This window comes from Burkholderia sp. 22PA0106 (assembly GCF_047497155.1).
Taxonomy (GTDB): domain Bacteria; phylum Pseudomonadota; class Gammaproteobacteria; order Burkholderiales; family Burkholderiaceae; genus Burkholderia.
The window spans coordinates 2421006-2435829 of sequence record NZ_CP163163.1 but is presented as its reverse complement, the minus strand read 5'-3'; the positions used below and the strand labels follow the sequence as shown (position 1 = coordinate 2435829).

Sequence of the window (14824 nt, the reverse complement as noted above, 5' to 3'; positions counted from 1 at the left end):
CGGGCGCCGGACCAGCAATCTCATCATTCTCTTCAAGGAAACAAGGGCATCACCATGCGCATGAAAGGAAAGGTCGTACTCGTGACCGGGGGCAGCTCGGGAATCGGCAAGGGCGTGGCGCGGCTGTTCGCCCGCGAGGGCGCCAAGGTCGGCATCGCGGCACGGCGCGAGGAAGAAGGGCGCCAGGTGGTCGAGCTGATCCGCGCCGAAGGCGGCGACGCGATCTTCACGCAAACCGACATCACCCGCGCCGAAGATTGCGCGAGGGCGGTCGGCGCGACCATCGAGGCCTACGGCAAGCTCGATATCGCCATCAACAACGCCGGCATGGCCGCTTACGGAAAGTCGCTGGCCGAGGTGCCCGAGCAGGAATGGGATGCGGTGCTCGACGTGAATCTGAAGGGCGTGTTCCTGTCGATGAAGTACGAGATACCCGAACTGCTCAAGAATGGCGGCGGTGCGATCGTCAACGTCGCGTCGGTGTTCGGGTTGGTCGGGTCGGCATTCGATTGCGCGCCCTATCACGCGTCGAAACATGGCCTGATCGGGCTCAGCAAGGCCGCGGCGCTCGAATATGCCCAGCGCAATATCCGCATCAACGCGCTGTGCCCGGGCCTGGTCCTGACCGAAATGGCCGAGCGCTGGATGACGGACACCGACGTGGGCGAGCGGCTCAAGGCGCTGCATCCCGTGGGCCGCTTCGCGTCGGTCGACGAGATTGCCGAGGCGGTGTTGTTCCTGGCGTCGGACGCCGCGAGCTTCATGACCGCGGCGACGATGGCGGTGGACGGCGGCTACTCGGCCGCATAGCACCGATGCAGCCGACGCAGCCGGAGCGGCTGCGTCGGCTGCCTTGTCGGCCTTGTCGGCTTCGCGCCGCCTGCTAGCGGCAATCGGCCGGCTTGAAGCGGCCGATCACCTCGTGAACCTGCGATTCCTCGCAGGGCTCGCCAATGAAGTACCCCTGTCCCTCGACGTCGATCAAGGTGCTGGCCCACGCGTGCTGCTCACGCGTCTCGATGCCGGCGATCACGATCCGCTTGCCGTTCTCCCTCGCGATCCCCATCAGCTTCCGAAACATGGCCGTCGCTTCCTCGTTGGCCGGAACGTGGGCCAGCAGCGATCGATCGAATTTCACGATTTCGGCGGGCAACTGCTGCAGGAACGTCAGTGAATTGAATCCTGCACCCAGATCGTCGAGCGCCACGCCCACGCCCAGCGCCTGAACCGCCTGAATCGCGTCGACCAGCCAGTCGAGCCGATCCAGTTGAACGAAGCACGTCAATTCGATTTCTAGCCGGCGCGGCGCAATGCCGTAGGCATCGCACAGGGCCGCGAGGCGAGCGGGCAGGTCGCGGCTGCCGAGCTGCTCGGCGGAGAGGTTGATGGCGACCGACAGATCGCCATGGCCGGCGGCCTGCCAGTGCGCGAGGCGCTGCGCGGCCCGCTCGAGCAGCCGATTCGTGAACTGATCGGCCAGCGATGACTCTTCGACCACGCTGATGAAGTAGGCCGGCAGCAGCACATCGCCGTTGGGGTGTCGCCATCGAATCAGATACTCGAAACCGGACAGCCGATTCTCCGACAAGCGGATTTTCGGCTGCAATTTGAAGAAAAACTCGTCCTGATCGAGGCCTCGTTCGGCGTCGCTGACGATGTCTTCCAATCGATCGGTTGGCGAAGAATTCATTTAAGTTCCACGAAATGACGAGCAATGGATGTATTGCCAAAGCGATGGCTTTCGCTCAATGAGGTTGCCGCCCGGCATGGCGACCGCGGGAGCGATAATATTTTATTGAAATTGCTATTTTTGGATGTCGAATGACGATTATGGGTTTGAATCATAGCATGGTGATAATTCGATGAAAATTCGCATGTCATTCGAATATAAAGCGCTGCGAATTGGCGCCGGAGTCGCTGGGGTTTTGAAGAGCGGCACGGGAAATTCGGCGGCGGCATTATTTTTTATCCGGTGATTTTGGGTTTTTTATAGTCGTTCATGATTTTATCGATGCGTGGGTCGATCATCTTTAATGGCTGAATTTATGCGAAATACAGTGGTTATTGACAGTTGTGAGATTTCGCATTTTTTGGTAAAGAATTGATGTCGTGAATTGATCATTTTTGAAAGAAATTTCCGAAATGTTTTTTTGATGCAGACTCGCTGGCCGGTGCGAGATGAAAGTGCATCCGGTGGCGATGGACGGACCCGAGCGGCCGACGGGTTGCGATCACAGTATCGATGCAGTTCATCGCGCATTCATTGCCCTGCGTCAACGGGGACCCGCGACGTCGGGCGCGCCGTTCCAGCCACGGCGGTCGGCTTGCCCGGCCCCAACACGATCGGTATTCAGAACCCACACATGAAAGGCACATTCCTTCCGTCGAGGCGGCGCGTTCCCGGGCCGCCTGCAGCCATCGTTCCCGAGATCCGCCGCCCGCATCCGGTATGCAGGTGGGGGGCGCTGGTGGCCGTCATGGGCTTGCTCGATCCGATCCCGATCGATGCGCGAGCGTCGATCGGGCCGATTTCGGCGGCGCTGCTCGCCGGGGTCCTGGTCGAGCTGCTCCGGGCGTGGCGCTCCACGAGCAGACGCGCGACGCCTTTGCCGGGGCAGGCCCATTACGATGCCGGGCTCGTTGCGAAATGGATCGACTGCCTGCCCGAGGCGACGCTCGTGGCGGCGGACGACGGCACCATCCTGCTCGCCAACGAACAGGTGTTCGTGTTCTCGGCGCATTCGGAGGTGGGGCCCAAAGGCCGCCGCTCGCCGGTAGGGCGGAAGATCACCGACGTGTTGTTCGAAATCACCGCCTCGCATCGCGCGATCGAGTTCGCGGCCAAGGCGCTCGCGCTCACCGCGCCGTTGGAGGCGGCGCACATGTCGAGCGCACGGGCTGCGCTGTCCCAGGGCATCGAGGTCATCAACGCGCGCGGCGGCCGTTCCTTGCTGATCAAATGTGCTGTCATCTGGCCGCGTCCCGGGCAGGCAGGTTCGCTGATCTTCCATGTTGCCGATGTGTCGTCGATTCGGATTGCCGAGCGGCAGCGCGACACGGTGCTGCGCTTCCTGTCCCACGACATGCGGGCGCCGCAGGCCGCGATTCTCACGCTCGTGGCGCAGATGCGGGAAGATCCGCCGCGCTATACCACGCAACGGTTTACCGATCTGGTCGCCCAGTATGCCAACTCGGCCTTGAATCTGGCGGACGATTTCCTGTTTCTCGCGCGTGCCGAAAGCGTGCCGCCCAAGCTGGTTCATGTCGATCCGGCGCTCGTGCTGGGCGATGCCGTGGACGACCTGTGGCCGCAGGCCAGCGCCAAATCCACCACGGTGGATCTGCTCGCCGAGCCCGGCGTCACGACGATGGCCGACGTCCAGTTGTTGCGGCGCGCCTTCGGCAACCTGATCGGCAACGCCATCAAGTTCAGCCCGCATTGTGCGCTGGTGAAAATTCGGCTTGCGGCCAAATCGACGCATGTGAATATCTCGTTCGTCGATGGCGGCATCGGCATGTCCGCCAGCAGCCGGAAAAACCTGTTCCAGGAATTCAACCAGTTCGATGCGCATCTGTCCGCCACCGGGCATGGCCTCGGGCTGGCGTTCGTGAAATCGGTGGTCGATTCGCTGGGCGGCCGTTTGTTCGTGCGATCCTCGCCGGGAAAAGGCACCACGTTCACGATGCGTTTGCCGCGCTCGGCCTACGCGCTCACGCCCACGGCCGACTCGCCGTGAGGCCGGGGCCGTGTGTCCGAACCATTGCCGCGGCCCGATGGGGGGCCGATGCAGTGGCCGTGACAATTGTTCACAAAGCGGGCCGTCCGGACGGATAGGATATTTCCTCAGACGGATAGGTGACGCTGTTTCGGCGATCGAGATCGAGGCGGGCACGATCCGGAGCCGGACCTTGGAAATTTCTGCTGCCGACGGGGGAAAGGATGCGGATATTGGTTGTCGAGGACGATCCCGTGCAGGCGGAGGCGGTGTCCAACGTGTTGTCCCGTCATCGTCACGCCGTGAGCATCGTCGAGAACGGCGAGAAGGCGGTGCGCATGCTGCGCTCCGAGCCGGTCGACGCCGTCGTCCTGGATTGGCACCTGCCCAGAATGAGCGGCATCGAGGTGCTCAACTGGATTCGCGATCGAATCGGCGCGAAGTATGGCGTGCTGTTTCTGACGAGCCGTATCCATGAGGTCGATATCGTGCGCGCGCTCGAGGCGGGCGCCGACGACTACCTCGTCAAGCCGTTCCGTGCCGACGAGCTGGCCGCGCGGGTGAATGCCCTGCTGCGGCGAGTCAAGCGGTTTCCCGCGCTCGACGGCCTGGTCCGGGCCGGAAAATATGTGCTCGACCCGCAGGAGCGCACGATCGCGCTGAACGGTGAAGCGATCGAACTGACCATGACGGAATTGAAGCTGGTGGAAACGCTGTTCGACAACATCGGCACGATCATGCCGCGCGATCTGCTGGCCACCACGGCATGGGGGCGTGCGCTGGGTCGCGAGTCGCGCTCGCTCGATACGCATATCTATCGGATTCGCCAGAAACTGAAGCTGTGCCCGGAAAATGGCTTGCGTCTGACATCGGTGTACACCGTCGGATATCGGCTCGATGTGGTGAAACCCGCCGAATTGAGCCCGGCGTGACGCTCGGCGTTCGCCGGTCAGGTCGGCCCGACGCCTCCGATTGCGCCGAGCCAACGACGCGTTTCCCGCGCGGCGAGCGGCACGTAGTTCGGTGCGCACATGCGATGCATGTCGTGCGACCCCTCCGGGGACGGTCGATCGGGGCAGCACGGCGAGCGTTACCGTCGGATAGCGTACCGACTTTCGGCACGCGCCCGCGCAACCTGACATATCGCCGACGCGGGCTCGCGAAGGCATGACGACGATGAACCGATATCCAGGTGCGGCCTGGGTTGCCCACGCGATACCGCGTACCGTTCGCGCCACTGTCCAACCTCTTCGCGCTCAAACAGCGCGCGGAGCCGCCCCAGCAAGGCGGATGTCGAAGCCGGCGAAGCGCCGGCTTTTGATTTTTATCGGCGCGGCGGCGCCTTGACCGGCCCGTTCGCGACTGCACGTTCCTGAGCATTGAATCGAACGATGCGTAACGAAAATCCGAACATCAACGCCATTCCGACCACGATGCCCCACATTGCCGTTGTCATCTTGCTACCTCGTTGGTGATAAAGACATGGCCACTGCCCGAATCGCGCGCATCGAAGCGCGGATTGCCCGTGTGGTCTGATTATTCTGCCTCTGAACGCGGCGCGTGTCGGTTCGCCACGAGACGGTGTTTGCTGCGCCGCCGGCGATACGGGTTTGCCTCGAAAGCGTCATGCAGCGTACCGATTGCGTGCGCCCGATGCGGCACCATGACACGTGCCACGCAGGTTCGCGAGGCGAGGAGCGGTGACATGGACTATCCGATCTACATCACGCGGTGCGGCCCGCTTCGTTATCGCGGCACGTTGGCGGATTTCCCCGAGGCGGTTGCCGAGGGCGACGCCTACGCTGCTTTACCGGCTCAGGTCGTGCTGCGCGCGATCGCCCTGTATCACCGGGGGCCGCGCCTCGTTCCCCCGCCGACCACCGACATGGCCGTCCTCCAGGCGTCGCCGCTCGATACCGGCGACGGCATCTGGCGTTTCGTCGAGATCGAGCCCGGGCGCATTCTGTCGAGTTCCGTGCATATCGGCGTGTGTCTGCCCGAGCGCGTCGTGCAGGACATCGATCGCGCCGCCCGTGCCCTGCACGTGAGCCGCGACGAGATCGTGGCGTCGGCGTGCCTGCATGTGACCACCCAATCCGTGCGTCTCGTCGTGTCCGACGGCGCCGAATCGATGACGCAGTAGTCTCGGGCGTGCGCCCGAGCGCACATGTCCTTTCCCGGCCGCTTTCCGACGCGCGGCGAACCACGGGGCGATGCCGCGGTTGCGCCATCGGTCGCGAAGTTCCGGGAGACCGCAGGGTGAAAGACTATTTGGCGTGGCCGGCACGATTCGTCGCGTCGCATCGCGCGCCGCCATGGCGTCATACCCGCCCGGTGCGGGAGGAATTTTTCGGCGAGGAGCGGCTGGCGCACCATGCGGCCAGGCTCGCGAGCGAGCAACACGTGCTGCCCGGCCCGCGGTCCGGCCCCTCGCTCGGGCGGCGGCTCAAGGACAACGCGGCGCATCTTCTCCACGCCTACCGCAACACGATGGCCGCCGACACGCGCGACGAGGCGCTCACGCCCGCGGCGGAGTGGTTGCTCGACAACTACTACCTGGTGGCGGAACAGGTCCGGCAGGTCCGCGACGATCTTTCCCCTCGCTATTACCGGCAGCTGCCCAAATTGAGCGGCGGCCCGTTCGCCGGCTATCCGCGCGTATTCGGGATCGGCTGGGCGTTCGTCGCGCACACCGACAGCCGCTTCGATGTCGACAATCTCTGCCGTTTCCTGAACGCCTATCAGGCGGTCGCGCCGCTGACGATCGGCGAGCTGTGGGCCGTCGCGATCACGTTGCGGATCGTGCTGATCGAAAACCTGCGGCGCCTCGCCGATCAGATCATCGACGACCGGCGCGCCCGCAGGGATGCCGATGCGTTCGCCGATCGGCTGCTCGGCGAGGGCGGCGCGCCGCGCACGGCGCCGGCGCTGTTGATTGCCCGCCACGGGCGCGCGCCGCTGCATGACGCCTTCGCGGTCCAACTGATCCAGCGGCTCCACGATCCCGACCCCGGCGCCGCGCCTGTGCAAGCCTGGCTCTACCAGCATCTGGCCGAGCGTGGCACCACACCGGATCAGATCGTCGCCTCCGTCAACCAGCAGCAGGGCGCCGCGAGCCTGACCGTGCGCAACGTGATCACCAGCATGCGGCTGATCTCGGAGGTGGACTGGGCGGATCTGTTCGAGCGCGTCAGCCTGGTCGATCAGGTGCTCGGGCGGTATCCGGGCTTCGTGCAGATGGATTTCGCGACCCGCAACCGGTATCGCGATGCGATCGAGGCGCTCGCGCGCGGCGCCCCCGTCAGCGAGATCGAGATTGCCCGGCGCGTGGCCGCCGACGCGGCGCCGGACGCCGACCCCGCGGCGGTGATGCCGACCGCGCTGCGGCGCGATACCGACCCGGGGTACTTCCTGCTGGCGGGCGGGCGCAGCGGGCTCGAAGCGGCGATCGGCTACCGGCCGCCCGTGGCGTTGTGGTTGCGGCGCACGATCCGGCGGGCCGGCCTCGGCGGCTACCTGGCCCGCATCGCGGGGTTCGCCGCGCTGCTGCTCGGCGTGATGCTGGCATGGCTCACCCGCTTTGCGTTGCGGGCGGACAGCCTGATCGTGTTGGCCGCGGCCGGCTTGCTGCCGGTGCTCGATGTTGCGGTGGCGCTGGTCAATCGCGGCGTGATGCGCGACATCGGCGCGAGCATCCTGCCGGGGCTGGCGCTGGCGGACGGGATTCCGGCCGATCTGCGCACGGTCGTCGCGGTGCCGGTGCTGCTGACCACCGAGGCCGCGCTGATCGAGCAGATCGAACAACTGGAGATCCACCATCTCGCCAGCCCGGGCGGCGCGCTGCATTTCGCGCTGCTGTCCGACTGGACCGACGCGCCGACGGCGCGCGTGGCAGCGGACGACGCGCTGCTCGCGAGCGCGCGCGCCGGCATCGAGCGGCTGAACCTGCGCTACCCGGCGACATCGGGCGATTGCGCGCGGTTCCTGCTGCTGCATCGGCGGCGCGTGTGGAGCGACGGCGAGCGGTGCTGGATGGGCTGGGAGCGCAAGCGCGGCAAGCTGCACGAGCTGAACCGGCTGCTGCGCGGCGCGACGGATACCTCGTTTGTCGGCCTGCCGGCAGGCGCCTCGCGCGCATCGTCCGCCGAGATGGAGACGAGTGCCGACACCGACACGCCGCCGCCGGTGCCCGCCCAGGTGCGCTACGTCATCACGCTGGACGCCGACACGCGCCTGCTGCGCGATACCGTGCGCCGCCTGATCGGCAAGATGGCGCATCCGCTGAACCGGCCGGTATTCGACCCGGCGAGCCGGCGCATCGTGGAAGGCCACGGCATTCTGCAACCCCGCGTGAGCTCTTCGCTCGCAAGCGGCGACGAGGGCTCGCTGTTCCAGCGCATCTCGTCGAGCGCGCATGGCATCGATCCCTACGTGTCGGCGGTGTCGGATGTCTACCAGGACCTGTTCGACGAAGGCTCGTACGCGGGCAAGGGCATCTACGACATCGACGCGTTCGAGGCGGTGCTCGGCGAGCGCGTGCCCGACAACACGATGTTGAGCCACGATCTGTTCGAAGGCGTGTTCGCGCGGGCCGGGCTGGCGTCGGATATCGAGGTGGTGGAGGCGTCGCCGTCGCGCTACGACGTCGCGGCCGCGCGCCAGCACCGCTGGGCGCGCGGCGACTGGCAACTGCTGCCGTGGCTCGCGTTCGGCCGCGGGCCGCTGCCCGCGATCGGCCGCTGGAAGATGCTCGACAACCTGCGCCGCACGCTGACCGCGCCGGCCGTGTTCGTCGCGCTGCTGGTCGGGTGGACGGCGCCGCTGCCGGTCGCGCTCGCCTGGAGCGCATTCATCCTCGCGACGATCGCGCTGCCGTTGCTGCTGCCGGTACTGAGCAGCCTCGTGCCGCGCTGGCGCCGCACGCACATGAAGCTGACCACGCGCAGCGTCCTGCACGCATGGGCCGCCGAACTGCGCTTCGCGCTGGTCCGCTTCGGCCTGACGGTCGCGCTGTTGCCGGAGCAGGTGTGGTCGATGGGCGACGCGATCGGGCGGACCCTGTTCCGGCTCGGGTTCAGCCGGCTGCATCTGCTGGAATGGACCACCGCCGCCGCGTCCGGCGCGCATGGCCGGCACACGCTCGCCGGTACCTTCGCGCAGATGCGTGGCGGGCTCGCGCTCACGCTGCTCGATGCGGCCGCCGCCGCCCAGGCCCCGCGCGCCGATGCCCGGACGGCCTGGGCGGCGGTGCCGCTGGTGCTGGTGTGGCTTGCCGCGCCGGCGATCACGTATTGGCTCAGTCGCGCGCCGCGCGCGGCCGCCGACCTCGCGGTCGCGCCGGCCGATGCGCGTGCGTTGCGGCACGACGCTCGCCGTACCTGGCGCTATTTCGAGACGTTCGTGACCGCCGACGAGCAGATGTTGCCGCCCGACAATTTCCAGGAAGATCCGAAGCCGGTCGTCGCGCATCGCACCTCGCCCACCAATCTCGGCCTGTACCTGTTGTCGATCGCGAGCGCGCGCGAGTTCGGCTGGCTGGGCACGTTCGACGCGGTGGCGCGGCTGGAGGCGACGTTCGCGTCGATGGCGCGGCTCGCGCGCCATCGCGGCCATTTCTACAACTGGTACGACACGCGCAGCCTGGCGCCGCTCGAGCCGAAATACGTGTCGACGGTCGACAGCGGCAACCTGGCCGGCCACCTGATCGCGCTCGGCAATGCCTGCCGCGCGTGGGCCGCCCGGCCGGGTGGGGTGGGCCGGGCGGCGGCGGCCCGCGGTATCGGCGACACGCTCGCGCTGCTGCGCGATGCGGTGCGGATCGACGGTGGCGAGCGCACGCCTCTGCACGACGAATTCGAGCGGGCCGCGATCCGGTTGGCCGCCGTGCTCGACGAGGCGCAGGGCGAGGATGCTGCCGATCTCGCTCCCACCGCGTCGGACCCGGCGCTCGCCGCCGACGCGTGGCCGGCGCTCGCTGCGACGCTGGCCGCGACGTTGGCCGATCTGGCCCGCGCGCTGGTGGACGACGGGGTGCGGGTGGGCGGCCGCGACGGCGCGGACGTACGGTTCTGGGCCGGCGCGCTGGAGCGTGTCGCGCAAGCCCAGCTCGACGATCTTCGCATCACGCCGCAGGCCGCCGACGCGCTGAACGCGCGCCTGCATGGGCTGGCCGACACGGCGCTCGCCACCGCCAACGCGATGGCGTTCGGCTTTCTCCTCGACCCGGTGCGCAATCTGCTGTCGATCGGCTATGCGGTGGCCGACGGCCGCGTCGATCCGGGCAACTACGATCTGCTCGCCTCCGAGGCGCGGCTGGCGAGCTTCGTGGCCATCGCGAAGGGCGATCTGCCGCTCGCGCACTGGTTCCGGCTCGGCCGGCTCGCGACGCCGATCGGCCAGGGCGCGGCGTTGGTGTCGTGGTCCGGCTCGATGTTCGAATACCTGATGCCGTCGCTGGTGATGCGCGCGCCGGCCGACAGCCTGCTCGCGCGCACCAACCAGCGCGTGGTGGGGCGCCAGATCCGCTACGGCGTGGAACTCGGGCTGCCGTGGGGGATGTCCGAATCGGCCTACAACGCGCGCGATATCGAGCTGACCTACCAGTATTCGAGTTTCGGCGTGCCGGCGCTCGGCCTGAAGCGCGATCTCGATCAGCACCGCGTGATCGCGCCGTATGCGACCGCGCTCGGCGCGATGATCGCGCCGGCCGCCGCCGCGCGCAATTTCGAGCGGCTGCGCGCGGCCGGCGCGGGCGGGCGCTTCGGCTTTTACGAGGCGCTCGACTACACGCCGGCGCGGATGCCGGAAGGCATGCCGGTGGCGCTGGTGCGGGCGTTCATGGCGCACCACCAAGGCATGTCGATCGTCGCGATCGCCAATGCGCTGCTCGGCGGCCGGATTCGCGCGTTCTTTCACATGGAGCCGGCGGTCCGCGCGACCGAGCTGCTGCTGCAGGAACGGGTGCCGAGCCGGGTCGCGGCGGGGCGGCCGCGGATCGACACCGCCCCGGCCGGCAAGATGCGCGGCAGCGAATCGTCGTTTGCGCGGCGCGGGGTGCTGGTGGAGGAACCGTCGCCCGTGACCCATTTGCTGTCCAACGGCCGCTATACGGTGATGCTGACGGCCGCCGGGTCCGGCTACAGCCGTCGCGACGATCTGGCCGTCACGCGCTGGCACGAGGACGCGACACGCGATCACTGGGGCAGCTACCTGTATCTGCGCGATGCCGACAGCGGCGCGGTGTGGTCGGCCACCTGGCAGCCGAGCGGCGTGGCGCCGGACACGTACGAGGCGACCTTCACCGAGGATCGGGCGGAATATGTGCGCCGCGACGGCACGCTGACCACCACGGTCGAGGTGCTGGTATCCGCCGAGGACGACGCGGAGGTGCGCCGCGTGTCGGTCGTCAACCACGGTGCGCGCGCCCGCGTGATCGAATTCACGTCGTATGCGGAAGTGGTGCTCGCGCCCGCCGCCGCCGATCAGGCGCATCCGGCGTTCTCGAAGCTGTTCGTCGAGACCGAGTACGTGCCGGTGTCCGGTGCGATTCTCGCGACGCGTCGGCGGCGGGCGCCGACCGACAGCCAGGTCTGGGCGGCCCATCTCGCGGTGGCGACGGGCGAGACGGTGGGCGCGCAGGAGTTCGACACCGACCGCATGCGCGTGATCGGCCGCGGCCGCGGCGTGCGTCTGCCGCTTGCCCTCGCCGAGTCGCGCGAGCTTGCCGGCTCGCAAGGGGCGGTGCTGGACGCGGTCTTCACGCTGCGTCGGCGGCTGCGCATTCCACCCGGCGCGAAGGCGAGCATCGCGTACTGGACGATCGTCGCGGATTCGCGCGAACAGGTGCTCGATCTGGTCGACAAGCACCGCGACGGCGACGCGTTCGCGCGCGCGGCGATGCTGGCGTGGACGCAGGCGCAGGTGCAATTGCGCCATAGCGGCGTGAGCCTCGACGAGGCGGCGTTGTTCCAGCAACTGGCCGGCGCGCTGGTGTACAGCGATCCGTCGATGCGGCCGAACTCCGCCGTGCTGCTGCGCCATGCGCTCATCGCGTCGGCGGCGGGCGCGGTGGGCGCCTCGCCGCTGTGGGCGCACGGCGTGTCGGGCGATCTGCCGATCCTGCTGGTGCGGATCGACGACCTCGAGCATCTCGCGGTGGTGCGCCAACTGATTCGCGCGCACGAGTACTGGCAGGCGAAGCGGCTCGCCGTCGATCTGGTGATCCTCAACGAGCGCGCCGCGTCCTACGTGCAGGATCTGCAGGCCGCGCTCGAAGGCTTCGTGCGGGTGCGTCCGTCGGGCGACGCGGCCGGGCGCGGCGGCGTGTTCGTGCTGCGTGCCGACCGGATGACCGATGCGGCGCGCGCGCGCTTTCCGGCGGTGGCGCGCGTGGTGCTCGCCGCGCGCAACGGCCGGCTGGTCGACCAGTTGCGGCGTCTCGCGAGCGCGCCGGCCGTGCCGCCGCCGGACCCGCCGCGCCTCTCGTGGCTGCCGCGCGCGATGCCGAAGCCCGACGACGCGCCGGTATCCACCGCCGATCTCGAATACTTCAACGGCATCGGCGGCTTCGCGCGCGACGGACGCGAATACGTGGTGATCCTGCAGGGCGGCCTCTGCACGCCGATGCCGTGGGTCAACGTGATCGCGAACCCGGTGTGCGGGTTCATCAGTTCGGCCGAAGGCGGCAGCCATACCTGGGTGACCAACAGCCGCGAGCATCCGTTGACGCCGTGGTCGAACGATCCCGTCGCCGATCCGTCGGGCGAGGCGTTCTACCTGCGCGACGACGAGACGGGCGCGCGCTGGGGGCCGCAGGCGAACCCGATGCGCAGCGTGGCGGCCGGCGCCGATCGCTACGTCGCGCGTCACGGGCAGGGCTACAGCCGGTTTGCGCATACCGAGGCCGGCATCGCCGCCGACCTGCTGCAGTTCGTGCCGCTCGCCGATCCGGTGAAGATTTCCCGGCTTACGTTGCGCAACCTCTCGGGGCGAGCGCGCCGGCTGTCGGTCGCGACCTGCGCCGAGTGGGCCTTGGGGCCGTCGCGCGGCGTCGCGGCGCCGCATACCGTGACCGAGATCGATGCCGTCACCGGCGCGCTGTTCGCGCGCAACGATTGGCAGCACGCGTATCCCGGCCGGGTGGCGTTCTCCGATCTGTGCGGGTTGCAGACCTCGTGGACGGGCGACCGGCGCGAGTTCATCGGCCGCAACGGCACGCCGGCGGACCCGGCCGGCTTTCCCGGCGAGATCGACGCGCCGCTGCTGTCGGGGCGCGTGGGCGCCGGCCTCGATCCATGCGCGGCGTTGCAGACGCATATCGAACTGGCGCCGGGAGGCGTCGCGGAAGTCGTCTGGCTGCTCGGCGAAGGCGCCGACCGGGAGGCGGCACGGCAATCGGTCATGCAGTACCGGTGCGCGGATCTCGATGCCGTGTTCGCCGCCGTCACGGCATCCTGGGACGAGACGCTCGGCGCGCTCCAGGTGCGCACGCCCGACCGCGCGATGGATCTGATGCTGAATCGCTGGCTGCTGTATCAGACGCTGTCGAGCCGCATCTGGGCGCGCGCGGGTTTCTATCAGGCGAGCGGCGCATACGGCTTTCGCGATCAGTTGCAGGACGGCATGGCGCTGGTGCTCGCGCGGCCGACGCTCACGCGCGAGCACCTGTTGCGGGCCGCGGCGCGGCAGTTTCCGGAGGGCGATGTGCAGCATTGGTGGCTGCGCGAAACCGGCAGCGGCGTGCGCACGCGGATCAGCGACGATCGCGTGTGGCTCGCCAGCGCCATCGCGCATTACGTGGAGGTCAGCGGCGAGTGCGCCGTGCTCGATGTGCCGGTGCCGTTCCTCGACGGCCGGCCGCTCGCGCCGGACGAGGCGGACGCGTTCTTCGTGCCGGGCGTGTCCGACACCGGCGCGCCGCTGTTCGAGCACGGAGCGCGGGCGCTGGAGCAGGGGCTCGAACAGTTCGGCGCGCACGGGCTGCCGCTGATCGGCACCGGCGACTGGAACGACGGCATGAACCGGGTGGGAGAAGCGGGGCGGGGCGAGAGTGTCTGGCTCGGCTGGTTCCTGTACGCAACCCTGATCGCGTACGCGCCGCTCGCTCGGGCGCGGGGCGACACCGCGCGGGCCGAGCGCTGGCGCACGCGCGCCGCGGCGTTGCGCGAGGCGCTCGACCAGGCCGGTTGGGACGGCGCCTGGTATCGCCGCGGATACTTCGACGACGGCACGCCGCTCGGTTCGAGCGGCCGCGCCGAATGCGAGATCGACGCGATTGCGCAGTCGTGGAGCGTGCTGTCGGACGGCGCGGCCCCCGAGCGCGCGCGCACCGCGATGGCATCGCTCGACGCCCGCCTGACCCGACGCGACGAGGGCCTCGCCTTGCTGTTCGCGCCGCCGTTCGACCGACCGGCGAGCGGACGGGCGGCGGGCACCGATCCCGGCTATATCGACGGCTATCCGCCCGGCATTCGCGAGAACGGCGGCCAGTACACGCACGCAGCGGCATGGTCGGTGCTCGCGTATGCGAAGCTGGGTGACGGCGAGCGCGCGGCGCAGCTGTTCGCGATGCTCAATCCGGTCAGCCGCAGCCACACGCGCAGCGGTGCGAACCGTTATCGGCTCGAACCGTATGTGGTGGCGGCGGATGTCTATTCCGTCGCGCCGCACGTGGGGCGCGGCGGGTGGAGCTGGTACACCGGATCGGCGGGGTGGCTCTATCGCGCGGGTATCGAGGGCTTGCTCGGGGTGCGCCGGCAAGGCAGCGTGCTGTCGATTCGGCCGTGCCTGCCCCGCGCCTGGCCGGGTTTCGACCTGACGCTGCGCCATGGCACGGCGTGGTACGAGATCGCCGTCAAGCGAGCGGAGGACGAAGCGGTGGAGGGCTGCGGGATCGTCGTCGACGGCGAGCCGTTGCCGGCCGGGCAAACGACGCTGCGCCTGGCCGACGACGGGCGGCGACACGATGTGCTCGTCACGTTCGGTCGGATGCCGGCAAGCGACTCAGCGTAAGCGGCAATGGCGATTGCCGCGGATGAACCGGGATGGGATGACGGGGCGGTGCGTGCGATCGGCAGGCACCGGTTGCGACAGGGGCGTCGGCAACAGGG

General features: G+C 68.3%; 6 protein-coding genes. 5 read left to right on the top strand and 1 reads right to left on the bottom strand.

The features are described 5' to 3' along the window. Positions 1 to 54: 54 nt before the first annotated feature. Positions 55 to 810, top strand: coding sequence for a glucose 1-dehydrogenase (locus AB4850_RS25560; protein ID WP_414442268.1), 756 nt, complete (start codon positions 55 to 57; stop codon positions 808 to 810). A gap of 73 nt (positions 811 to 883) precedes the next feature. On the opposite strand, the gene AB4850_RS25555 is transcribed toward AB4850_RS25560, so the two are convergent. Beyond that, the gene (locus AB4850_RS25555) at positions 884 to 1690 is read right to left on the bottom strand and encodes an EAL domain-containing protein (protein ID WP_414442267.1); all 807 of its coding nucleotides are present in this window, start codon (positions 1688 to 1690) and stop codon (positions 884 to 886) included. 463 nt (positions 1691 to 2153) lie between these two features. On the opposite strand from AB4850_RS25555, the gene AB4850_RS25550 reads away from it, so the two are divergent. The 4 genes from AB4850_RS25550 to AB4850_RS25535 all read left to right on the top strand — a co-directional run bounded on the left by AB4850_RS25550 (position 2154) and on the right by AB4850_RS25535 (position 14726). Continuing rightward, a complete protein-coding gene (locus AB4850_RS25550; protein ID WP_414442266.1) occupies positions 2154 to 3737 on the top strand; it encodes a sensor histidine kinase in 1584 nt (527 codons plus the stop codon). A 119-nt stretch (positions 3738 to 3856) separates the two neighbouring features. Then, the gene (locus AB4850_RS25545; RefSeq protein WP_414442265.1) at positions 3857 to 4648 is read left to right on the top strand and encodes a response regulator transcription factor; all 792 of its coding nucleotides are present in this window, start codon (positions 3857 to 3859) and stop codon (positions 4646 to 4648) included. A gap of 773 nt (positions 4649 to 5421) precedes the next feature. Next, positions 5422 to 5859, top strand: a complete 438-nt coding sequence (locus AB4850_RS25540) for a type II toxin-antitoxin system HicB family antitoxin (RefSeq protein ID WP_414442264.1) — start codon at positions 5422 to 5424, stop codon at positions 5857 to 5859. A gap of 116 nt (positions 5860 to 5975) precedes the next feature. Next, positions 5976 to 14726: a GH36-type glycosyl hydrolase domain-containing protein gene (locus tag AB4850_RS25535; RefSeq protein ID WP_414442263.1), complete on the top strand. Its 8751-nt coding sequence runs from the start codon at positions 5976 to 5978 to the stop codon at positions 14724 to 14726. Positions 14727 to 14824: the final 98 nt, after the last annotated feature.